This is a genomic window from Paenibacillus sp. OV219 (assembly GCF_900110075.1).
In the GTDB taxonomy this organism is placed as follows: Bacteria; Bacillota; Bacilli; order Paenibacillales; family Paenibacillaceae; genus Paenibacillus_Z.
The window spans coordinates 101424-125653 of the sequence record NZ_FOCJ01000012.1; the positions used below are offsets into that span (position 1 = coordinate 101424).

At 47.1% G+C, this 24230-nt stretch carries 12 protein-coding genes; 2 read left to right on the forward strand and 10 right to left on the reverse strand.

Features of this window, described 5'->3' with window-relative positions; translation table 11 throughout:
* Positions 1-78: 78 nt before the first annotated feature.
* Positions 79-2334 (reverse strand): AraC family transcriptional regulator, encoded by a 2256-nt coding sequence (locus tag BMY11_RS24205; protein WP_090582257.1) that lies wholly within the window; start codon positions 2332-2334, stop codon positions 79-81.
* Between the two features lie 258 nt (positions 2335-2592).
* Here BMY11_RS24205 and BMY11_RS24210 point away from each other — a divergent pair, with 258 nt between their 5' ends.
* A complete protein-coding gene (locus BMY11_RS24210; protein WP_090582259.1) occupies positions 2593-3585 on the forward strand; it encodes an ABC transporter permease in 993 nt (330 codons plus the stop codon).
* 19 nt (positions 3586-3604) lie between these two features.
* Positions 3605-4501 (forward strand): carbohydrate ABC transporter permease, encoded by an 897-nt coding sequence (locus BMY11_RS24215; RefSeq protein ID WP_090582261.1) that lies wholly within the window; start codon positions 3605-3607, stop codon positions 4499-4501.
* A gap of 317 nt (positions 4502-4818) precedes the next feature.
* Here the strand turns inward: BMY11_RS24215 and BMY11_RS24220 are convergent, their stop codons facing one another.
* From BMY11_RS24220 to BMY11_RS24260, 9 genes are all read right to left on the reverse strand, one after another.
* Complete coding sequence (locus BMY11_RS24220; protein ID WP_090582263.1) at positions 4819-7467, reverse strand: glycoside hydrolase family 38 N-terminal domain-containing protein; 2649 nt, start codon at positions 7465-7467, stop codon at positions 4819-4821.
* Positions 7468-7485: 18 nt separating this feature from the next.
* Positions 7486-9666: a glycosyl hydrolase family 95 catalytic domain-containing protein gene (locus tag BMY11_RS24225; RefSeq protein ID WP_090582265.1), complete on the reverse strand. Its 2181-nt coding sequence runs from the start codon at positions 9664-9666 to the stop codon at positions 7486-7488.
* Between the two features lie 30 nt (positions 9667-9696).
* Positions 9697-10794, reverse strand: coding sequence for a mandelate racemase/muconate lactonizing enzyme family protein (locus BMY11_RS24230; RefSeq protein WP_090582267.1), 1098 nt, complete (start codon positions 10792-10794; stop codon positions 9697-9699).
* A gap of 35 nt (positions 10795-10829) precedes the next feature.
* Positions 10830-11591 carry an SDR family NAD(P)-dependent oxidoreductase gene (locus BMY11_RS24235; protein ID WP_090582269.1) on the reverse strand — a complete coding sequence of 254 codons (762 nt, stop codon included), beginning with the start codon at positions 11589-11591 and terminating at the stop codon, positions 10830-10832.
* A gap of 47 nt (positions 11592-11638) precedes the next feature.
* Complete coding sequence (locus tag BMY11_RS24240) at positions 11639-12304, reverse strand: GntR family transcriptional regulator (RefSeq protein WP_090582271.1); 666 nt, start codon at positions 12302-12304, stop codon at positions 11639-11641.
* Between the two features lie 11 nt (positions 12305-12315).
* Positions 12316-14424, reverse strand: a complete 2109-nt coding sequence (locus BMY11_RS24245; RefSeq protein ID WP_090582273.1) for an alpha-galactosidase — start codon at positions 14422-14424, stop codon at positions 12316-12318.
* Between the two features lie 10 nt (positions 14425-14434).
* A complete protein-coding gene (locus BMY11_RS24250) occupies positions 14435-16207 on the reverse strand; it encodes a glycoside hydrolase family 35 protein (RefSeq protein ID WP_090582275.1) in 1773 nt (590 codons plus the stop codon).
* 17 nt (positions 16208-16224) lie between these two features.
* Positions 16225-17901: a right-handed parallel beta-helix repeat-containing protein gene (locus BMY11_RS24255; RefSeq protein ID WP_090582277.1), complete on the reverse strand. Its 1677-nt coding sequence runs from the start codon at positions 17899-17901 to the stop codon at positions 16225-16227.
* 69 nt (positions 17902-17970) lie between these two features.
* Positions 17971-24195: an OmpL47-type beta-barrel domain-containing protein gene (locus BMY11_RS24260; protein WP_177182802.1), complete on the reverse strand. Its 6225-nt coding sequence runs from the start codon at positions 24193-24195 to the stop codon at positions 17971-17973.
* Positions 24196-24230 lie beyond the last annotated feature (35 nt).

Genomic DNA, 24230 nt, shown 5'->3' on the forward strand with positions numbered 1-24230 from the left:
ATACCGAAAAATGCATACCATCCATCAATTTATTGCGATTGAAGTACTTCGAAAAAAGCAGATTACAAAAAAATCATGCTATTTATCCGTGTTTTTCGGCTTAAGGCGGTATTGGGACAGCGGCATTCCAAAATGCTTCTTAAACAAAATATAAAAATAATTGGAGTCTTCCCAGCCGCACTGCTCTACGATTTCTTTCGTCGTCAAGTTGGACTCGTCCAGCAAATGCTTAACATGCTCCATCCGAACAGCGGTGATGTGTTCAACGACGGATTGACCGGTCGATTCCTTGAAGATCCGCCCTAAATAGACATGCGACATCTGAAATTCCTCGGCAAGTACGCTTAGATTCAAGTTCGGATCCCGATATTGCTCGGCGATCATCTTCTTGATTCGAGTCACGATCATATGACGCTTGTTCTGTTTATTCGTATCTAGTGAAGCTACGATTCCTTTGAAGATCTCTTCGAAATTCCGCTGAATCTCTTCGAGCGACTCGATGCTCTCGATATTAATGAAGAAGCCCTGGAGTAAGTCCGGCACACGAGATTGATCACTGTCTGCAACGCTAGGGAAAGCGCTTCGAATCATAAACATCATACGCATAACCGATGACAGAACCGTCTCATACTTCGACCTGATAAGACCTTCCATGATCTCGTCGTAATACCCAATGGCTTTATCGAGATGACCAAGCTTAAGTGAATCAAGCAGCAGCTTGGCCTTACTTTCCGGGAAGGCTGGCTGATTAGGCTCGATAGAAGACAGGAAGACAGGTGTGAGTACACTTCCTTTCCCAGTAACCAGCCGGTACATGGAAAGCGCCAGCGTTTCTGAATAAGCGTCTCCTAGGAAATGCGCAGATACTGCCGGCTTTCCTATCGCAGCCGAGACGGAGAGGCGCAAATAATCACTTACTGAACGCTGCACATTTCGAACCAGTTCCACTAAAATCGGTTCTTCCTCTTCCGAACCACCCGAATCGAGCAGCAGCACAATCTTATCGCTGTCCATATCGATGGCGTCACCGCGATGATGGGCTAGCGAGAGATCTTCGATAATATTAGCGATTGCGAATTTCAACAGTCTACGGTCTCTCTTGCTGTAGTTCTCCACGAACGATTTATATCCATCCATTCGGAATAATACCATCCGAACCGTTCCGGCAAGACTCGCGTGAATGCCGAGCTCCGACTTTTGAGCTTCCAATTCTTGTTCATCGAATGATTTATTTCCTAGAACGACTTGCTTCAGCCAATCACCCTTCAGCGTATGACGCTGATCACGCTGTTTTCGTACGAGCTCGTCGTTCTTATTTCGAACGGAATCGATGAATGTTCTAACCGGTGAATAGAGCGATCTGGACATGAATAGCGAGAAGAGCAAACCAAGCAAGAGCACAATGACGCTAATGAGCAGCGTTGACGACTTGATGGCTTTCACAGGCGACATGAATGTGTCATACGCAGTCAAACTGATAAACTTCCATTTTAATTTATCAGATGATACAAACGTAACGTTGAAAGGCTTCCCCTCGATATTCGTCTTGAAACTGCCGGACGATTGATTAGATTCAAGTACGGTACGCGCATAGCTCGTTTCCTTCATATTGTGCTTGAACATCTCCGCCGAAGTGTGGTTAACGACTACACCGTTTGCATCAATGACGAAGATATCACTGGTGTAATCAGCTTCTTTCGTATTCAAGGACGTAATCAGCGCGCGAAGCACGCTTGCTTTGATATTAACAACCAGAGCTGTCTGAAGATGCTCGCCTAAACGGGCCTGATAAGGCATGACGTAGGTATAAACATTGACTCCCCCTAAACTAACGCTCGGGATTGTGCGGGCAATTGGATTCGAGGACATGGAGTCTTTCCATTCTCTCACGAGCCGAACAGCTTCAGGATCATAGAAGTCGTGAACGGAGTAGAACGCACCATTCTCTGTAGACACGATTCGATCTAATGGAAGGCTCACCGTATAAGCCGAATAGACATAATCATTGGTCGTAACAAGCAGGTTAAGGAACCGGAATGCACCGCCAAGCAGAACCATATCATCTTCCGGATTAAAGAAGAGGTTCGCGACACTTGGTTCTGCCGTTGCTGCGGTTATAAACTTCTGCGTAACGTTATCCATGTAATTAGCGCTGTAGCTGATCTGATGCAGCATAGACGTATTCGTCCGATTAATACTATCGATGGAAGCCGAGGTATAGTTCCGGTACAAGAGGGCCGACAATCCGAAGATCAATAAGGTGACTGTTAACGTAAAAGTGACAAGCAGTTTTGTATACAAGCTGCTCAGGTGCAGCTTACTTTGAATTGCCATGCTCAATTTCGCCCCTTCAATGATCTCTCTTTTTACGCTTGTTTGTTCGTCATACGAAACAGGTTTCCTGTAGAATGATTTTCCATTGTGGTCGAAATCGATAGGAAACGCACAATATTAGTGAAAAGTGCATTTTTTCATGTGCTTCATAATCGGATTGTTGTAGGAAAATACGCATTTTTCGGTTTGTTCCTCGCCTTGCTGCTGATACATTGATAACAAGACAACAAAACAGGTTTCGAATGAAGGAGTGGTAAAATGAGTTCCCCATCACATACGGTTGCAGCATCCGTGAAAGGTGAACAGAAGAAAACTAGAGTCCTCTCACCGATGACTTTCCTGAGGGAGATCACGAAGCATTGGGCTTTCTACGCCATGACTGTACCAGCGCTGCTCGTCGTGATCATCTTCAATTACTTGCCGATGTTCGGGGTAGTCATTGCGTTCAAGGACTATAATCCAGTCGCAGGTGTATGGGCCAGCAAATGGATAGGCTTCAAAAATTTCGAGTTTTTCTTCAAATCCGATGCGCTATGGCGGGTTACTTCCAATACGATTTTCTATAACCTGCTCATCATGGTCCTCGTAACTTCGATCTCAATCGTGTTTGCCATCTCGCTTCAGGAGACCGGAGGCCGTTTCCGTGCGGGCATCTACAAGAGCCTTATGCTACTTCCATTCTTCCTCTCATGGATTGTTGGCGATTACATCGTGTACGCCTTGCTCAACCCGGATCAAGGATTATTAAACCACATCAGGGGGATGTTCGGATACGCTGCGATCGATTGGTATGGCGAAGCTTCCCACTGGCGAATTATTATGCCAATGGCTTATCTTCTGAAGAATGTGGGCTTTACGTCTGTCATTTACGTTGCGGCGATCACCGGCATTTCCTCCGATTATTATGAGGCTGCTGATATCGACGGCGCCAGCAAGCTGCAGAAGGCAAGATTCATTACGATTCCTCTTCTGATTCCAGTTGTGATCATTCTCTCGTTGCTCTCGCTTGGAAAAATCTTCAACGGCGGACTTGGCGACTGGAACGCATTCTTCACGCTGCCTCGGGAATCCGGCATCTTGTTCCCGGCTACCGACGTTATCGATACCTATGTATTCCGGGCGCTGAGAGGCTCGAGCGATATCGGCATGTCATCCGCGGTCGGTCTCTATCAAGCGGTCGTAGGACTCGTCATGGTACTTGCGACCAACTATCTTGTCAAGAAATACGATTCCGAAAGCTCGTTATTCTAGATATGAAGGAGTGATTGCAATGCAAAAAAGCGGATCCGTGCTGGGACAAACGCCCAAGCTCGTGATTAACCTTATTTTCATCATCTACAGTCTCATGTGTATCCTTCCGGTTGTGCTGGTGCTGTCGATATCAATGACGGACGAACGATCACTGATGACCGACGGCTACCATCTCATACCGAAAGTATTCAGCTCCTCCGGCTATGATTATATTATTTCGGGCACATCGACCATTCTGAATGCATACAAGGTATCGCTTTTCGTAACGCTTGTCGGCGCCTTCTCTTCCTTACTCGTAACGTCGTTGATAGGTTATGCCTTATCAAGGCCCGAGCTCAAATATCGCGGCCAAATCTCGTTCATCATCTTCTTCACGATCCTGTTCAATGGCGGATTAGCTCCGTATTATATCTTGGTCACTCGCTATCTTCATATGAAGGATACGCTTCTGATCTTGATTCTCGCGCTGCTCGTCTCACCGGGGAACATTCTTCTCATGCGCAACTTCTTCAAGGATGTGCCAAGCTCCATTATTGAATCAGCTAGAATCGATGGTTCGGGCGAGTTCCGGACGTTCTTCCAGATCGTACTGCCGGTGTCTACCCCCGTACTGGCGACGATTGGATTATTCGCCTCCATCGCTTACTGGAACGACTGGTTTACGTACTCATTGTTTATCGAGAATGGCAAGCTCTACAATCTTCAATACTTGCTCCAGGCGCTTATGTCCAATCTTGATTACTTGCAGAGCAATGCAGCAGCATTAAAATCGCTGGAAAACGCAGCGGCTATGCTGCCAGGGGAAAGCGCGCGAATGGCGACATGTATTCTTTCCATTGGGCCTATCATTCTCTTGTATCCGTTCCTGCAGAAGTATTTCGTAAAGGGACTTACGCTTGGCGCTGTGAAATCGTAGGTATCATCCTTCATTATCACAGATTAGGGGAATTATAGTATTGAAAATCAGTTATGTATAATACACAAATTGTTATCATACATAGACTGAAATATATATGAATGTGATCAAAAAGAATGGAACAACCAGCTAATGATATACCTGGTTGTTCCACTCTTTTTGTCCAAGTGATGCTATGTCCAGGAAGCAGATTTCTGATCCATGTACTTGGCAACCGACACATTGTTGGCACAACAAGAAGCCCTGAGACAGAGATTGTTCTCAGGGCTAATTCTTTTTCTTTTTCTTTTTTTTTTCTAATTCTAATTTCTCGAGTGCTACCTCTCAAAAAACACGAGCAAATGCTTCATTTCTTTTGCTCCTAGCATAATCTTCAAAGATTCAACTTGTATGTCCAAAATATTTGTTTGTATATCTTCTAAGACACTGACTATAAATGCTGCTTCGATGTTTCGGTTCGGGAACTGCAGTTGCGCATTCGTATCTTGATCCGTTACATTGACTAAGCGCACCACAATACCTCTATTATCTTCCGCAGGTTTCACGTCGAATACTTGAACGCCGTCTCCACTTAACTGAATAAATTGACCAACCTCTTCTTTACAATCAATAACAGGCGTTGCAAATACAGAAGCCATGGCTCCTATAGAAGAAATCATAGCGGTAGACGGATCGAAAGAGCTACATGTATTCAAATAATAGGTAAAGGTTACGGCTCCTGGCTGGCTTCCTCGGAAGTTCGTATCCCAGTAATTATTCATCGGCCAAGCTAATAACAGAGGGTTATCGTTCTTTTCGATAAATTGCTGCTCTTTGCCGAAATTAAAATTCCCCACTTGCACGAGCGGTGCATCCGGACAACTCATCGTCACGCCATGCTGTCCGTCATATATCGATACGCTTTTATCAATCGTGATATAATCTCGACACACGCCCTGCATCTGCTGCGCGTCCAGTTCAACCCATTGTCCAGCCGTATCATAATGGCAGCGCCACTTCTGTAGATTTAATGGAATAGCAAAATAAGTGCCCTCAGGCGTCGTAATATCTTGCTTGAAGAAAGAGGCTTTCATTTCGATGTCTGGCTGATAGCTAAAGAAGGTATATGTCTGTTCAAACTGCTCCACCCCCGGCGCCTCCCAGCTCAGGATCAGGGAGGCGCTATGCGCGCTCCGCTCGACGCGACATGAGTTTAACCGGGTATAGGATTGTCTACTCGCCTTCCAGTTATGGTTCCAATCGGTTAAACTGTTGTTTCCTCTCTCAACGTTTCTAGGAAAGATCGCGCTGCGGATATTCAAATGATGGATGGGATCGACCGTTTCCTGTACGTATTGAAACAACGCCCACGGACTGGAGGTATCAAGCACTTCCCAATCCTGACGTTTATCGATTAGGCTTGTAATCCGGCCTGTTAACGGGTCGAAGCGCATCGAATGGAACGGCGTTTCGATCGCTCCCTCCTGAATTTTAACCTTCCGAAGCCAAGGACCCTCCCCCTCCGTTCCGACTTCCCCAACATCTGCCATAATGCTCGCTGACCATTCCGCTTCCTGAAGAGTTGCAAACGGTATTTTACGCCAGCTGAAAGGCGGCAGATCGATCGTACCGTAGCTTGTCCCTTGATGATGGACGTCGTTATTCATTAGAACATGGCGCATTCGGTCGGCGCCGAGATGCCTTCCCTCCGTTTTGAAGCTGGAAGGAATGCGAATGTCGTGCGTTAAAGCAACGGAAGTCGGATTAAGAAGCAACAGACCTTCCGGTTCTTCCGATTGTAGCGGGTTACCTGCAAGCTTCTCAAGATGAACATTAAGCAAATAACCCGTCAAGCTGTTTGCTTGGTAGGCGTAATGGGCTTTATGCATCCATTGAATTTCAACGTCCGAATTGTATGGCTCTGAAACGGAGTTGTGTGCTCCCCAAGTATGCTCGTCGTACAGGTGGATCTGATGCCAGGCTTCCTTCTTTATCCTAACAAACGAAAGGTCTTCTTCCGGTAGGAAAGCATCAAGCAGTTCTACGGCCTTCATACCATGCTTCGTGCGACGGCTTAACTTCGTTTCTTTCGCAGAGCTCGCTGAACCGAAGTTCCAATAGTCCGTCCAATCACCGGCATGAGTCGGCAGATTCGCGGCATGCTCTCGGACCCTTTTATACAATTGTTCGGGCGTGACAAACGAGATTCGGATGCCCCGGTCTTCTTCATTCCACTTCTTTAATAGTTCGGCAAGGTCACGATCAGGCGGATTGTTGTCGTACAGCGGCAAATTCGTCGCTGTCAAGTAAATGAAGTCAAATGGATACTCCGGATTCGCTTCGATTTTTCTCAAATAGGTAGACAAACCATCGGCCATTTTGTCCGTGCACTTGGCATTGACGTCGCAAATTTGGCTGAACAACGAGTAGTGCTCGCCATTGAAGGTTAACAGCTTTCTGCGGTCCGGAGCTTCCCAGTGAAAGGCATTTGGACGATTGAAAGGAACTCCGCCAAAATGAATATTGATACCCATGATGAAAAACTCAACACCTGCATCGAGCAACAGCTGCGCATACGGCCAAGGCTGCCCATTTATATCATGGTGAATGGCTGTTTTGAGCTCGATCCCGAACACCTCGCGCAGCCGACGAAGGGGATACAGCGTTCTCGCTGCTTCCTCAGCCGAAGTGAGCGGGGTCATGTGCATATACGAAGCTACGATACTCATCTGACCATTATGCAAATAATGCTTAAATCGTACGATTTGTTGCTCCGAAGCCGTTTCCAGCCAGTTTAGAACGGGTAAGGTGGACTCGCAGGTCCATCTGAAGCGGTTATACTCCTCCCACTCCTCGGTCATTTCACAAAGTTCCAGCGCTTGATCGATGTACCTACTTTGCATTGCCAGCAAAATCGGCTGGGCAGTCGTGTATCCGACATCCAAATGGCTGTGGTGCAGCACGAGCACTTCTTTGATTTTCGGCATAAATTCATCCATCCTCACTCAGTTAATAGGTTGCAAATGATATTGTTTGTCTGCTTTTGTGGTGAAAATGATGACGCTATCTTCCAATTTCCACTCAATTTCCTCTCGACTATTACCATCAATTTCAAGAATTCTGATTTCACCATTAGGCCACGGGTTTAAGAGGCGGCATTCTCTTCCTCTCTCACTTGTAATGTCAACGTATTGAATGATTCCATCTGACAGTTCACTCGAAACGAGAAAGGCACCAAAGGCTCTCAGGCTCATGAATCGAGCTTTTCTCTCACGCGGCCAAACAGGGTACAACCGGATGATATGCTCATGACTTTGCAAAAGCATCTCGTTGATTGCCGAAGGTACTCCACTGCAGCATTCAATGCCGCCACCACCAAAGAAGATAAATAGATTAGGAAAACTATGCTCGCGGCACTGATGACGAAGTTCATGCAAAATAATCTCAGGATCATAGCCAACACGTGCTGCAGCGGTAAATATCGTTGGAAAGCCGTTATAATCCGTCCATCTGTTCATTACTGAGATTGTATTTCTTGCGATTTCAAGTAGCTGCGGATCTGAACCGAGACCGATCGTGCCAGCAGGCCAGATATGCTGAATAGCCAGCGTATTGTCATCCCACCAGTCGCGTCCTTGCTCCGTTAGCCTAAAAATCGTTTTCCCATCAAGCTCAAACGTTGGGAAACCGCTAATATGCTCCAAGATATGTGTCCACTTTTCCCGCCGATTCGCATCGACGCTCAATTCGTTCGACATATCGATCAGTCCTTTGAAAACTGCCCTGAGAAGCCCTAATGAAAGGATAGGATTCATGTCCTCAAATTCCCGCAGCCATTCATCATTAGAATGGGATTCAGCCCAGGTTGGGACTTCATGAATGGCGTCTCGATAAATAACGTATCGGTTATCTTCGAATGTCAAATAATCCTCCCAAAAATTAGCAACCTCGAACAAATATGGATAAGCAACCTGACCAACATAATGCAAATCATAGGTAGCATAGAAACGCATCAGCATGTTAATTGCGGTATAGGCTGTATTGCTTTTCTGCCCCAAAAATAAATGACCGTGCTCGTATTTCAGGCTTGCTTGTGTAGTAGACAACGCAGTAGGCAATCCCTTAGGCCCGATTCCGACATCATAATAGATGCCGCTGCGCCCCAAATATTGTTCAGCATATCTCTTGCCACTTGGCATATATTCTAGCAGCGGTGTATCGTAGGGTTCACTCAATTCAATATGATTGGATGAATATACTCCCCACCACGGCGCCTGATAATTGTAATTTAAGTGGTAATCTCCCGCCCAAGCTGGACTGTCTGTTGTAATCCAGCTTCCAAACAAACCAGGTGGAAATGATTTGTTGCGACTGCTGCAGGCCATGATGTAATGAGAACCATACCAAAACTTCTCCAGCAGCTCATCACCGATATCGATCGCTGATTTTGCCCAAAATTGATTCCACCAGTCTTCGTGTGCAGCGTAAATCTCATTTATCTGGCTCTCATTTATGTCCTTTATCCTTGTTATCGATTCATGCAAATAATCCTCCACATCATGATTCGTCAGCACATAACTTACGATGTAGGTTTTTGTTCCAGGCTTTAATTCAAATGAACTGCCGCGATCAGCTAAGCAGCGCAGGGCAATAGCGCCTTCGGTTGGCCATTCTAAGTCATCGCCGTTAAATGCTCTTGTCGCCCATTTCACATCGGCCTCAATACCATATTCGGTTTGGGATTCATTCCCTGACTGAACCCACAAGTCTAACGCAACCGATACAGCATTCCCTTCACAAGATAATTCCACGACCAGCATATTGTCTGCAGCCGATATCCAAGTTGTCATGGTCACCGACGAGGCGATCCCACGAAACGTTGACACCACTTTGGCTTCAAGCAGTCGTTGTTCGCTGTAATACGTTGCTCCAGCCAACTCCGGGATATGAATGTCTATCCCCCCAATCAGACAGAGACCTCCATTCGGATACACCAATTTGGACTTCCAGAAGTCTGTCTTCGATATCCATATCCTCTGTTGTTCAGGAGGGCCACTAAGAACAACGCCGACATCTCCGTTTCCAATTAAAGGTCCATCCACAACTTTCTCTGAAGGCACCTGTTTCGGGGGCTCATGAAAGACTCCCTTATACTTTTCTAGTTGGTTTCTCCAATACGCAAACACCTTTGTATCCTCCTTTAAATTGTCCACGCTTTACCTTACTCGATACTCCTCAAAGTACCTCGGTAGAATTGTCGTCGAAGCGCCTGGTAGTTCAGGCAGCACATAGTGCCCTTCTTTAACAGTTGCCGGCTCCTCAAAGATATGGCGGATCCACGGGATGTACTCCAACATAATCGCATTCTGGGTCGAGGCAACGAGATGCTGGTGGATCTGGCCCATATCCCCGACATGCGGGCAAATCGGTACATCGTAAGACGCGGCAAGTCCAGCTACCTGCATCCATTCTGTGATACCGCCTACACGTGTTACATCGACTTGGCAGTACTCAATCGCGCCTTGATGGATATAATCGCGGAAAGCATATTTGTTGTAAACATGCTCGCCTAGCGCAATCGGCACATTAAGTGCATCCGCCAGCTTCTTATGCCCCATAATATCATCTGGATTGAGCGGTTCTTCGAGCCAGAACAGATCGAACTCCTCCAACTTTTTGCCCCATGTCATAGCAGTATTGATGTTCCACTGCTGATTGACGTCGATCATGAAGATAACGTCGTCACCGATTGCCTTCCGCACCGCTTTGCATCTATCGTAATCCTCGCGAGGGTCTGCCTTGCCTACCTTGATTTTGACCCCAGTAAAGCCCGATTCTACGATCTCCGTTACATCCTTCAGCAGTCGTTCCTTTGACCAGTTCAGCCAGCCGCCGTTCGTATTATAAGCTTTAATCGGCTTCGACTTGGCTCCGCCAAGCAGCTGCCACAATGGCTTGTTCGATGCTTTCGCCATGATATCCCAAAGGGCAATGTCAACCGCGGCAAGCGCCATATGCGTAACGCCCGCTCTGCCGATCCAATGCATTTTTCCAAAACGCATCTCGTCCCACAGCGCCTTCACCATAAATGGATCTTTGCCGATGAGCAGCGGAGCGTAGTATTTCTCAATCGTATCGACGATCATATCATCGCCATGCGCACATGTTCCGGTATATCCGTAGCCGACGAAACCCTCGTCGGTATAGATTCGAACACCTGACAAGCCCCAGTGTGTTGCGACATTGATGGCATCGGTAATTGGAGGTGTAATCGGGACGTGCAAGACGAAGCTTTCTACTTTCGTAATTTTCAATTGAAACATCTCCTTGTATTTAGGTATAAAATCTATTAATAACCAAGCGATGCACCGCCATCGACGGGAAGAGCAACACCTGTAACAAATCCGGACATTTCGCTTGCTAGAAAGAGAGCCGCCTGCGCCACTTCTTCTGAAGTAGACGGTCTTCCTAAAGCATGCATATCATTCAGGTCCTGCACCGTTTGAGCCGGATTATCCTGCTGCAGAATCCATTGCTCCAATAATGGAGTCGTGACTCCCGCAGGACAAATGCAATTCACTCGAACGCCGAATGGCGCGTAGTCCAATGCCAGAGCCTTTGTCATCGCGTTCATGCCGCCTTTAGTTGCCGCGTATACCGGATTCATTTTCTGTCCGATCAAACCGTTTAGCGAAGACATGTTGACGATGGTCCCTCGTGTTTTCTTCAATTCCGCTATGGAATGCTTGATCATCAGAAACACGCTCTTTAAATTCACATTGAAAATCCGATCCCATTCTTCCTCTTCGAAGTCTTCTAAATACTTAGGCATGATAGCTGCAGCATTGTTAACTAGGATATCGATTCTCCCGAAGTTCCTAACCGTCTCTTCTATGACCTCGCGAACATTGTCTTCCTTGGAAACATCGGTTCTCACGGCAATGACATTGTGCCCATTGGCCTGCAAGTGATCGGTAACCCGGGACGCCTCCAGCGTGTTCCGACTGGCAATCACCACATTCGCTCCTTGTGATGCAAATAATCGAACAATTGCTTCACCGATTCCTGATGAACCGCCGGTAACAATAGCTGTTTTTCCAGCTAACATCATAAACACCACTCCTTGACGATGTATCATACATGATAGAGCTCAAAAAATTAGACAAAAACTGCTCTTGTTCTTCTATACGAATTTTCCAGATGCATCTTAAGAGCCCGCTCTGACTCTGCCATCTCTCTTGTAGCCAGCCAGTTTACGATTTGCATATGTTCATCCCACTCGTCTCGAATCAGTCGATGATCTAGACTCTTCTGATTGAAAACTAAGTATCTTTGGATGATTTCGATATACTTAATGATTAAGTTTTTTAAAGAATCGTTATCGCAATAATTTAGAATTAAGCCATGCAAACATTGATTCATTTCGGCGATGACCTGAAATTTGGATTCACTTGTCATGCTCTCGAAGTTGGAATACGCTTGCAACTTTAGTTTTAGCTGATCCAGACTCGATGGAGGTATTAATAGTACGGCCTTACGAATCGCCAAACATTCCAGTTCTATCCGAATTTCAAACATTTCATATAACTCTTGTAACGACATTTTGGCCACATACATGCCTTTGAATGGCACGTTAACAACTAAGCCTTCCGCCGATAATCGGAATAATGCTTCACGTATCGGAATATTGCTTACCTCTAAATCGCGTCCCAATTGATCGATGTTGATTTTCTCTCCGGAGGCAATTTCGTGGTTCAGAATTCGGCTCTTCAATATCGCATATATTTCATCCGTTAAAACATATCGATTCAAGCGGCTCGTCATGTTACATCCTCTCATCCAACCCTATTAATACGGATGACTGTGCTGTCAAAATCGCCGATTAGATTCAACTTAATCCCAACTTGCTTTAAGGCCTTGCCGCTAATAGGCTGCTGCTCGCCTTCGATTAAATAAAGCGCGTGATCCTCGAGCCCGTCAAGACGGAGCTTGGGCAATGTACTCGCAAACGAGTTGGAACGTAAGAAAATGAAAACAACTGCTTCGTCCTTCGACCTGTTCACATACATCGTTGCCGAAAGTTCATTGTTTCTCGGCGATAGCAGCCTGTACTGATCGCCGTGCTGAACGATCGGACGAATGTTTTTATACAACTCGACCAGTTCCCGCGCTTCTTCCTTCTCCGTATCGGACCATTTCAACAAATTGTCGCCAATTCCCAAATTCCCCATCATGGCGCTATGGAACCTATATTTCAGCGAGAGCTTTCTTTGATTTAAAGGATGGACCTCGTCGGATACCCAAGCCTCCATGATTTTGGCACAGTAAGCAAAAGAAAACCCTTCCTGAATGCGAAGCCGATCATACGCATCTGTGTTATCGCTTGTCCATACTTGGTCGAAATACTGGATGATGCCAAGATCAACTCTACCTCCGCCGCCGGAACACGACTGAAAGAGCACCTTAGGATGTCGTTCTTTTAATTTTGTCACTATCTCGTATACACCTAATGCATGCCTTACCCAGACTTCACGCTGTTCGGAAATTGGCGCCTCAGGATTTCCAGGTTCACTGAAGTTCCGATTCATGTCCCACTTAATAAATTTGATCGGGTGCTTGCTTAGCAACTCGTCCATGAAACCAACTATGTACTCTCGAACATCTTCTCTCGCCAAATTCAAGATGAGTTGATTGCGAATCTCAGTCCGCAGCCGCGTTGGAAAATGGTACACCCAATTCGGATGCGCGCGATATAAATCACTATCCGGATTCACCATCTCCGGCTCGACCCACAAGCCGAAGTCCATTCCGAGTGCATTCACCTTTTCGATCAACCCGTTCAGTCCACGCGGAAACTTCTCGGGGTTCACATACCAATCTCCCAACCCTGCTTTATCATTCATGCGCTTCCCGAACCATCCATCGTCAATGACGAACAGCTCCACGCCGATGGAAGCTGCCTCCACCGCAAGCTTAGCCTGCAGGTCCTCGTCAAAATCGAAATACGTCGCGTCCCACGAGTTATAAAGCACCTTTCTCAATTCCCCTCTTGCTGGGGCTGGCAATAGGTGTTGACGCTGGAGTCGATGCAGGTTGCGGCTTGCCTCACCAAATCCGGCATTGGAATAGCCAATATAGAAGCTAGGCGTCGTGAAGTTGCTGTGCGGTTTCAGGTCCCAACTGAAATCAAAGTCGTTCACGCCAGCGCTTATTTTTACGAGTCCGAGTCGGTCCTTCTCAAGCGTTATTTTCCAGTTCCCGCTAAACGCAAGCGCGCCGAAATACACTTCACCCGACTTCTCAGTTGCCTGTCCGTTCGGATCCAGCGTATAGAAGGGATTAGCAAAATGACTCGTCGTTCCCCTTCTGCTCTCCAACACGACTTTCGTAGTCGTGAGCATCATCTGATCGAATTGTGTCTCACCAACCCACTTGCCCGTCAAATATCCGAGTCTATAATTCTGATGCTTAGGCACGTAAGTCGAACCGGAGAGAACCGCCTCCAGAGCTACGCATTGCTCAGACTCGTTGACAATTGTTGCAGACCTCTCGATGATGTCGAACTCTTCGTAGAGCTTGTAGGTTACAAGCACCGACAATGGGTAATGTTGATCCTTAAGGACGATTGTGAGCGTGTCCGCCGTCATACTCCACGAACAATATTCAAGAACGACATCTCTCACATGATCGGCAAAGGTTGCCTTTAGACAAGGTTCCGTAAATTTGGCCTTTGACCATCCCATAAATTCCTCAGCGCTCAATTCGCTGCCTAACGTATACGGATATTTTGCCTCGATCGAGGCGTTTGGATAATCGGATAGGTAAGGGAGCTTCTCACCGAAATAGATATGGTTGATTGTCCCTGATTCGCATAACCCTATTGCATATGCCGCTGTTTTTGTTTCCATAACCCATATCGTTCTCTGATCGTCAAAGCGAATCATGGTATTCCCCCTATCCTAGTTCCTCGTAATCCTGCAGAGTAACGACGGCCTCTTCCGTTCCATGGAGCTCGAAAATGATTAACTCATTCTCACCTTTACACAGGAGCGGAGCCGGAACATATAACGTTTGCTGTGGCCCTTTGTTCCAATAACGGCCTAAGTTAAAGCCGTTCAAATAAGCAACGCCTTTCGTCCATCCCGCCAACTTAAGGAACGTATCTCCTGCCTCTTCCACATAAAACTTTCCTTTATAGAATGTAGGCGTGGAAGTTGTACTAATCTGCTGCTTTGAACTAAATTCAAGCCCCGTCAACTGATCCAATGGAAGCGTATGGATTGTCCAATCATATTGGAACTGCCGCTCCAGTCGCACACCTTCCGTAATGCCCTTCGAATCCTTCATCATCCAGCCGTAATTGGTTCGCCCCATGTTCTCGACCAGAATGCTGAGTGTCGCGCCTTCCGAAGGGATTTCAAGCAGGATGTCGTTTTCCTTAATCGCCAGCGTAATGTCATGCGTGTTGCGATCGATGACACCCTGATAGCGGCCATCCAGATAAACAAGCGCACGATCGCGAACGTTCTGAAGCGCTAGCTTGCTCGCGGCTCGCGGTCCCGTTACGCGGGTCGTGTATAAGATATAGCCATAATTCTGGCCAAGCTTCTCCATCGTTTCAGGGCAAGTCCGCTGCACCGGCGAAGACAGCTGCTGCAGTGATGCGAATAGAGGCACATGCTCCGTAAGCTGAACGCGCCCATAGTTCCGCTTCGGCTGCAGCTCTGGAAGCTCCACCTTCGGAATTTCAACGTATCTCGCGATAACATCACGAATGGCCAGGTATTTATCCGTAATATCGCCAGACTCATTTAGAAGCGCATTATAATCGTAGCTCGTAACGGTCGGCTCATAGCTGCCGAAGTCATTGGCACCGTTATAGAAGCCGAAGTTTGTACCTCCATGGAACATATAGAAGTTCACGGATGCTCCCGATTTCAGGATCCGGTCAAGCACATCGGCAACATCGTCGAAGCCTCTGACATGGTGCTCTTCCCCCCAGTGATCGAACCAGCCGTTCCAATACTCCATGCAGACAAGCGGCTGTTCCGGTTGATACTGCTGCAGCTTCTCGAATGCTTCCTCCGGCCGAGAACCGAAATTGACGGTCGATAATACGCCGGGGATTGAACCGCCTTGAAGCATATGGTCTTCGGGACCGTCTGAAGTAAATAAAAGGACATCCATCCCCCTATCCCTCATTCCTTGCCGTAGGTATTCCAAGTAAGCATGGTCATTGCCGTAACTGCCATACTCGTTTTCGATTTGCATCGCGATGATCGGACCGCCGTTCGTACACAGCATCGGCTTCAACATCGGCATCAAGGTGTCATAATACCGGTCTACCTTCTCCAGATAATGCTTGTCCATGCAACGCAGCCTCATATCCGGGGATGCCAACAACCATGCCGGTAGACCGCCGAACTCCCATTCTGCGCAGATGTACGGACTTGGACGGACGATGACGAACAAGTCGAGCTTTGCTGCAATACTGATAAAGCGAACAATATCCGCAATACCCTCGAAACAAAATTGCCCTTCCTTCGGTTCATGCATGTTCCACGCGATATACGTTTCAACTGTATTGAAGCCGCAAGCTTTCATCTTAAGCAGCCGATCTTCCCAGTACTCAGGAACGATTCGAAAATAATGCATCGCCCCGCTCAATATGCGAGCTGGCTCCCCGTTGTAATAAAACTGATTTCCTTCTATCATGAACTCGCTCATTGTCGCACCTCATTCTCCTATATGATCTTGTTGTCCTGGAGCTGAACGCCGCTGCAAGCCGTTAAACGGAAAGCCCCGGTCAGATCGTTTGGTTTACGATCAGTACCTGTAAAAGTGATGTCATTCTCCCGAAATGTCAGTCCGCGTGTACTCTTCGCATCAAGCAAAAGCGCATCCGCAGTATGAATGCAATTCTCTTCGATCCGAATGTTCCGGTGAACCGGAATATCGAGATCGACGTGTCTATTCTCCGGAGCAATATAAATTACGGGATGCTCTCTCCCCCCGCAATGGTTGAACGTATTCTGTCTGATCGTGACATCCTCTACTCGGCCAGACTCGAACCAGCTCTCCGCATCATCTGCTATTAGAATGCCGCTCATCATCAGCCGATCGAAGTGATTTTGTTCAATAACAACTTTACGGCGTGTAGTGACCAAGATGCCTCTTGTCGGAATACGTGCGAACCGATTGTTTCGAATTTCCACCTGAGGTGTCCATGTAACATTCTCAATCACATCATGCGGAGCGATACTATCTGATGGAGGTTTATCTAAAGTCAATAAGATGTCCCTCGCGTTAATACGCTGAGCATCCGTTACGATATTGCTGTCAAAGACCGCTAGAGAATGGGCTCTTACGAATTCAATATGGTCTCCAGGGAAAAAGGCGTCAAAGCCATAGCTTTGACCATGCATAAAGCGAACAAGGATCTGATTGGCAGAGGGCTTGTCTATAACCCGAAGATGAGTGCCATGAATATTTATTGGATCATCATGCGTACCTTCAAACTGGCAGTTTACAATTTGCACAAGTCCCCGACATCCTGACAAATGAATGCCGTCGGCAAACGCAGCCGCTGTTCTTCCCGACTCCTTGCGCGGCACGATAGCTAAACCGTCGAACGTCAGATTCTCGCTGTACTGTCCGACAACACCTAAACCGTGAGTGTAATGCAAATTAACGTTCTTCCAAGTGATACTGCTGCTTCTATGAATGAATACGCCCGCTTGATCGCGAATCCCGTCACGCATCTGATAAGTGAGTCCGACTGCCGTATCCGGCACATCGCCCTTCTCGTAATGAAGCCGCAACCTTCCATGTTCAATCTCCTCGATATGAATGGCCGATGAAATCGGGCTAGGCACCCGCCATGTCGTATTCATTGCCGGATCGAAGAGCTGTGCCGGACCATCTTGATAGGTCCAGCCTTCACCTTTCCAATGCAGCTTCCCGTCATGCAGCTCGTACCACGAATCAGGATGAACGCTCACCTCGATATATCCCGGAGCTATTGCAGCTACAGTCATTTCAGACATCGTCGGTCTAGAGAAGTCCGTACTCAGGTTGCGAACCTCAATATTCTTGCATTGATCGAAGACGAACATCGTAAATTTGCCATGGAACCGAAACAGAGCCCCATTGCCCTCAAGAACGATGTTGCGTAGCCCTTGAAGCAGCACGCCGATCGTCTTCGTCACATCCGGAGTTTCTTGCTCGCTGGCACTGTTTGTAATATAGAAAGGAACCTTCGCTGCATGCTCTGGATAGAAATCGTAGCAACCTTCACTGCATGCCAGAACAACAGGCATATCCTGTGCTGCAGCGGCTTCAAGAGCGCGCCTCATTGGAAGCACCGTATCCTCGCCGCTATTCGGTCTCGCTCCGAAATCCATAAGATGAATGACCTTCATGTTTAGCTCCCTTCAAAAGCGAGGCCATACAAAGCAACCCTTGCATGGCCTCTTCTCTAAACGAAATCGTTACTTCGACCAGGCCTCAATTACTGCATTCGCATCGGCAGATAGAACCTTCTTGGCATTGCTGGAAATGTTATTCTGCAGAGCAGAATTATTCATATGCTTCAGGAAATCCTGCATATGTTTTACGGCTTGATCCGTATGACCTTTGACGGACTGATCCATCGCTTGTCTCAAGCTATTGGATAGCTGGGACTGAATTGACCCGGTCAATTCGCCTGATGCAGTGAATTTATTTAAGAGCTGTTGCATTGAATTACTGCTTGTCGTTACATTCACACTCGCGGTCCAATTTGTTGCATTACCTGCTTGGTCCGTTACGATGACTTGGATGACATGAGGCCCGATCTGCCCGGCGAAATTGAGTGGCGCTCCGGGCTCATAAGGCTTTCCGTCCACAGTTACGGATTGAGATGCCCCTCCTGCTAATTGATCCGCACTTTGCAAATTGAGCGTAATCGTCTTGTAATCCTCGAATACATCGCCGTTGTTCAACGATTGTCCATTCGCCGATAGCGTGAAAGCAGGCGCCTCAATATCGGACTTAATGGTAATGGATTGGGTAGCGCTCACGTTACCCGACTGATCGGTGGAACGATATTGAATTTCATAAATCCCGTCGCTAAGCACAATTGGCGATGTATAAGGGACAAAGCCACTCGTCGATTGTGTGCCGTTACTGCTTTGGTCGGCAATAAGTGAATATTCGGTAGACGCAACTCCAGATTCTTGATCCGATGCTTGCAGCGATACGGTCACATCCGATGTATACCAGTCATTCGCTCCAGCGGTTCCGCTTACGGTTGCGGAAGTAACTGGCGAAACCGTATCGGTAACGGCCACGTACGCGGTCCATTTACTTGAGTTACCCGCTTGATCCGTTACAAGCACTTGGATGACGTGAACACCGATTCCCGCTAGATTCAGTGGAGCTCCTGGCTCATATGGCGTACCATCCACCGTTACAGATTGCGTAACCACCCCAGATAAAGTATCTGCACTTTGCAGTTCGAACGTAACCGTCTGTCCATCCTCGAATACTGCGCCGTCCTCTAGCGGATTACCGTTCTCCATCATGGTGAACGTAGGCGCGTCAGGGTCCGACTTCACCGTGACGGATTTTACGACTTCTACGTTACCCGCTTGATCCATCGAGCGGTATTGAATTTCATAAATTCCGCTGCTCAGTACGATAGGAGACGTATAAGGCACAAAGCCTGCGGTCGACTGCGTACCGTTATCGCTGAGCAGGACATTGATGGCGTACTCGGTCGATTTGACTCCTGATTCGTCATCCGTTGCTTGGAGTGAAACAGTTGCTTCCGATGTATGCCAATCATCCGCTCCGACAGCTCCCGTTACAATCGCAGAAGTGACTGGCGATGTAGTATCCGGTTCTTCTACCAGCCCTTCTTTGGCATAGAACAGATTGCTATTAGCCTCACTTACCTGAGTTTCAGTTGCACCCGGATTCCCAAGCACTTGTTCCGCCGCCGTGAGCGCTGCCGAAAAATTCGCCCAAGTTTCATCCGTGTACCTGTTTGTTACAAGTGTTAAACAGTCATCATACAAGCTTTGCAAAACAGACTTATCTGCTCCTGTAACCGCCTTGGCATAGACTTTCACTTCGGCCAAGCTTAAGTAATTCGTGCCTGTTAATTGAATTTTTACATACCTGCCGTTGGCGCCGCCCGCATCGACAGTCGTGCTTGGATTTGGCTGTGTTGTCTGATGGTTAGACCAAACGACATTTTGATTCTCGTCCAAAAGCAGTACGTTAAAATCACTCAAGCGATTGCCACAACAATCCGTTCTTCCAAAAATTTGAATTTGCCCAATCGAATTCGTCGCGCCAAGATCCACCATCCACCAAGCTTGCGCGTTATTATCCGTGTGCGAAACGGAACCGTTGCTATAGTTGCCATCGGTATTCCCGTCTACAGCCCGACTTGCCACCGCGCTGGAACTGGATAAGATTGAGCTTTGAGTCGCTGTTCTATTTAAAGCCAAGTTACCATCCGTTGATGATCCTTTTATCGCTTGACCTACGCCAAACAGATTGAACTCGCTGATTTTAGGAAGAGCATTCGCGGAGACAATATACAATCTCACTTTCTGGGTTTCAACTGTTGGGAAATTAACCTCTAGAGATCCCCCAATTGATGCTCCGCCGACAAGATCAACCCACGTCGAGCCTTTAAAGTACTGGAGCTTGTAGCTAGTTACTGCGTTGCCTGCCTCATTGATAACGGCTCTGTTTACTCTGGACGTTCTTGAAAAATCCATTTCCAGCCAAGCACCCGCCGTTTTGGTCGGTTTCCAGAACGTCTCTAGCGCTCCATCATTTGCATTTTGGCTATTTTCTGCCACTGTATAATTGACATTGACGCCCCGATCATCCGGGATCACCAACGTATCCGTCGTAACGGAGTCAGCAGAAGACGCAGCCTTTCTCGAAAGGTTGGCATCCGCATATACGCTGAACTCTTTGATTTGCGGATTATTTAATGATTGAGCGATATAAAACCTAACCTTATCGGTTCTGATATTCGGGAACAAGAACTGTTTTTTAGCTCCTATTTTGGTGCCGGCTTTAAGATCAACCCAAGCATCACCTTGCTTATATTGAAGCTTGTACCCATAAATTTTATTGCCCTGCTCCATAATATCTACGCGGTTTACTTCCGTTTCATGGTCGAAAGTAACTTCCAGCCAAGAGTCGCTTCCACCTTCTGCCGTCCAAACCGTAGCCTCATTGCCGTCAACCGCATTGGCTGCAAAGTCGGTTCCCGACTCGCTCGAAGCTTCCGCCTGGCCTTCTTTTGCCGTGTTGACAGCGCCTGCTTCTACCGCTTGCGAAGCTGCAGGGACAAGGATATAAGGTACCTTCGCAGGGGTATCCAAATGAACTTGGCCATCCGTTACATCAATTCGATCAATATAAGACTTTCCGGACTCCGTAAGCTCATAACGATCGACTTGTGCAACTCCCGCCCAAGATGCCGGAAGCACCCAATCCCGACTGCTTCCGTTCAAGCTATAGACATGAATCTGCTGACTTGGTTCCTTCAGATCCGGAATAAATCTGTCATTACCGTCCGCTATGATAACATTGCCTTGTGTAACCATAAACTTGTTGCCCTTGGTCTTATCAAGCTTGGCATACGTGTTATTGCCCCATCTTACAGCCGTCATTTGTGCATTATCGATATACTCCGATGCAGATTGCTGCTGTAAGAATGCGTTCAAATACGTATAGGTATAGAAGTCATCGATTACGGCATTACCAAATATATTGCTAGCCTGCAATAAATTTCCCGAACGACTGGAGCTTGCAATAAGTCCACTGAATAATTGAGCTAGATTACCTGAACCGATGTGATAAGAAGAACGGCCGGCAGCTACGAAATCATCGATTCGGGAATTCGTGTTGTTTCTGTATTTGTTGCTGAATTGGCCATTTCTCAAGTGAACCGGCGAATAGCCCTCAGTGGCAATATTAATCCCAAATTTACGGTAGGTATCAAAAATTTGTGCTTCAGCCCAAGCTTCGTGTACGCCATACACACCGTTAAATGGACTTGGGTTTTTCCACATCTGGTCATTGTAAAGCATCTTAGGCGCCGGCATGCCTTGCGTAGTAAAGAAGTTATTCATCCGTGCAGGCGTGTTTCCGGCTGCCCAATCCAAAAAGTAAGATTTGTTATAAAACGTATGTTGACCGAATACGGCGTTATATGCAATTAAACCTCCGCTAGAATTACGCGAAATCACTTTTGGATCGTAGGAATCCGCTTGGTCAAGCGTGAGCTCTTGATTTAAGTGGTAGGATACTTCTCCGCCATAATTAGACATATCGTCTTCGGCCTTAATCATAGCCTGAAGACCGCCTGCACCCGGGCTTACCGGCTGATTCCAGTCTCCCCATCTCCAGTCATGGCCGTGTTGCTGCCATCCGGCTACGGCGAATTCCTGTGGCGAACCTTCTGTCATGTAGTAAATTTCTCTCATTTGAGGCGCAAAAATAGAATACGGTGACCTTACCTCCGAGTTGGTAGCGTTGCTAGGGAAAGTGCCGTGAACTTGCTGCCATGCACCTCCGGCCGCATATATATCCTGCATGCCTTGCAAAGGTTTCGGCAGCTGGTCTCTTACCCAAATAGCGCCGTCCTGCCAATCCACTACGCCGTTGGTATTCGTATCGGCGCCGATATAAGTTCTGCTTTCCAACAATCGCCCTGTTGGTACGCTAGTTTCGGCACCGAGCGTATTTCCGGCCCCCGTGTTCGGCTTATACGGTAAACGATAATAGTATTCTCTCTCATACAAGCCGGCGTGCTTGACGTTATTATAGGTTTTTACCTTTACTTGTAACGGCGTATCGAACAGATTGTTATATACCGTACCTACAATCTTATCCGTATACGTAAATGCCCATGAGCTCCAATCCGTACGATCAGTCAGCGCACTGACCGCAGATAGGGTATCGCCATTTACTTCGCCTTGGTAGTTATTGTACATATCCGGATCATCTTCATATTCGTATGCAACATTGGCATTTGCCTGATCGCCTCTAGCCCTAATGGTAGGAACATCGAGCTTAAGCGACATGAGGCTAGTTTCACCGGATCCGGAAATGCTTGTTATTTTCTTTACGAGTTGATTGCCGTCCAGTGAAAATTCATACCCGATATTAACACCGCCGTGGAAGTCGGGCACGCTCAATGTATAAGTTGATTTCAGTGCTCCCTGAGTAAAAGAGGTAACCGTGGCAGGATAGGACTTACCTACCTGGTTTACACTATCCGTAATATAGGCTACATGATCGGCGTTCGGATATCCGCCATAAAGCAAGCCGTTTGTCGATTTCAATTGATACGTTAGTGCTTGAGGGAATGTTTTGTCCAAAGAAACCTTAATACTATCATTTTCCATCACATAGCTGTCGGCCGGCGCATTATCATCCGGTCCTCCTGACAGCGAAGAAGCAATATATTGAAAGGCATCGATATTCATACCGCCGCCATTTCTGCCATAGGCATCGACCTCAATGGTATGCGTGCCCGGCGGCAAATCGGTTTTCTCAAAAATGAGTTGATTGCCGGCATTTGCACCGCCATTATTCAAACTATAAGTCGTTCCCTGCTGCACATTGTCAATTAACACCACAGCGTCATTGGCGGCCCCATTCCACTTCTCAGCAATCCACCTAATAGCGCTTCCAGTAAAGGTGAACTTTGCCGAACCTGCCAACACTCCGCTTGTTTGGCCGCCGTTATTATGAATATCGTTATTGATGTCGGCTGGGGTAACAGTCCGATTGGAACTGCCGGACCAATTGTTAGCTGCATTTGTGTAAGTGATGCTAGAGTCATTGTCATTCACTGTAATCCAAGTGACCGTTTGTCCGCTAATTACGATCGATGCAGAACCCTTCACTCCGCTACCGTCTGTAGTAGTCGCGACGACCTTAACGCTCCCGTCTTTGAGGGCCGTAAGCAATCCATTGGCATCAATTGATGCTTTATCCGTAGCTGTCTGACCATCAGCTTCATAAACACTCCAGGTTACATTGCTGCTTGCACCGACTGGCAGAACAGCAGCCTGCATTTGCAGCGTGCCGTTCTTAACCGCAATAGCAGTCGCACCGCCTGCTCCGCTTACAGTCAGCGATGTAGCAAGTGTAGAGGAGACTAAATATTGGAATGCATCGATATTAGTGCCGCCGCCATTTCTACCATAGGCATCGATCTCAATGGTATGCGTGCCTAGTGGCAAATCGGTTTTCTCAAATATCAGCTGGTTGCCGGCATTTGAACCGCCATTGTTCAAACTATACGTCGTCCCCTGCTGCACGCCGTCAATTAACACTACAGCATCATTGGCGGCCCCATTCCACTTCTCAGCGATCCATCTAATACCAGTTCCGGTAAATGTTAATTTTGCGGATCCACCCAAATTACCACTTAAATTGCCACCATTATTATGAATATCTTTATTGATGTCGGCTGGGGTAACATTCCGATTGGAACTACCCGACCAAGAGTTAACTACATTTGTGTACGTGATGCTTGAATCGTTGTCATTCACTGTAATCCAAGAACCCGAATCTCCTGTAGCTGCGCTTGCGGTTTTTACAGTGGATGGGATATTGGGCGCAATAATTAATGCCGTCAGCATAAGACATGTACTTTTCTTCAAAAGCTTTTCCCATGACTTTCTTGCCACAAAATGACCTCCTCTTTGTATAGAACGCATACTTT

Excerpts from the sequence above, each read along its gene's own strand:
- BMY11_RS24205 (WP_090582257.1), bottom strand. The coding sequence starts at position 2,334 with ATGGCAATTCAAAGTAAGCTGCACCTGAGCAGCTTGTATACAAAACTG.
- BMY11_RS24210 (WP_090582259.1), top strand. The coding sequence starts at position 2,593 with ATGAGTTCCCCATCACATACGGTTGCAGCATCCGTGAAAGGTGAACAG.
- BMY11_RS24215 (WP_090582261.1), top strand. The coding sequence starts at position 3,605 with ATGCAAAAAAGCGGATCCGTGCTGGGACAAACGCCCAAGCTCGTGATT.
- BMY11_RS24220 (WP_090582263.1), bottom strand. The coding sequence starts at position 7,467 with ATGCCGAAAATCAAAGAAGTGCTCGTGCTGCACCACAGCCATTTGGAT.
- BMY11_RS24235 (WP_090582269.1), bottom strand. The coding sequence starts at position 11,591 with ATGATGTTAGCTGGAAAAACAGCTATTGTTACCGGCGGTTCATCAGGA.
- BMY11_RS24240 (WP_090582271.1), bottom strand. The coding sequence starts at position 12,304 with ATGACGAGCCGCTTGAATCGATATGTTTTAACGGATGAAATATATGCG.
- BMY11_RS24245 (WP_090582273.1), bottom strand. The coding sequence starts at position 14,424 with ATGATTCGCTTTGACGATCAGAGAACGATATGGGTTATGGAAACAAAA.
- BMY11_RS24250 (WP_090582275.1), bottom strand. The coding sequence starts at position 16,207 with ATGAGCGAGTTCATGATAGAAGGAAATCAGTTTTATTACAACGGGGAG.
- BMY11_RS24255 (WP_090582277.1), bottom strand. The coding sequence starts at position 17,901 with ATGAAGGTCATTCATCTTATGGATTTCGGAGCGAGACCGAATAGCGGC.